The organism is Desertibacillus haloalkaliphilus (assembly GCF_019039105.1).
In the GTDB taxonomy this organism is placed as follows: domain Bacteria; phylum Bacillota; class Bacilli; order Bacillales; family KJ1-10-99; genus Desertibacillus; species Desertibacillus haloalkaliphilus.
In genome coordinates this window covers 756-1,151 of sequence record NZ_JAHPIV010000044.1, presented here as the reverse complement: position 1 = coordinate 1,151, position 396 = coordinate 756, and the positions used below count along the sequence as shown (strand labels likewise).

Genomic DNA, 396 nt, shown 5'->3' with positions numbered 1-396 from the left:
TTTTCCCCCTCCCTTTCCCTTTTCCTTTCTTTTCCCCCTCTCCTCCCTCCTCCCCCCTTTCTTTTTTTCTTCCCTCCCCCCCTTCTTTCCTTTTTTCTTTCCTTCTTTCCCCTTCTCCCCCCCTCCTCTCTTCTTCTTTTTCTTTTTTTTCCCCTCTTTCTTCCCCTCTCCCTTTCCTTTCTCCCCTCTTCTCCCTTCTTTTTTCCTCCCTTTTCCCCCCTCCTCTCCCCCTTTTCCCCTCTCCCCCCCCCCCCTTCCCCCTTCCCTCTCCCTCCTTCCCCTTCCCCCCCTTTTCTTCCCTTCCTTCCCTTTTTCTTCTTCCTTCTCCCTCTCCCCTTTCTCTTCTCCCCCTCTTCCTCTTCCTCCTCCTCTTTTCTTTTCTCTCTCTCTTCCCTC

The 396-nt window shown here is 53.0% G+C and carries 1 protein-coding gene; it reads right to left on the bottom strand.

The window, feature by feature from the left end:
* A partial coding sequence (locus KH400_RS29550; RefSeq protein WP_217227894.1) for a hypothetical protein occupies positions 1 to 396 on the bottom strand: 396 nt, incomplete at both ends.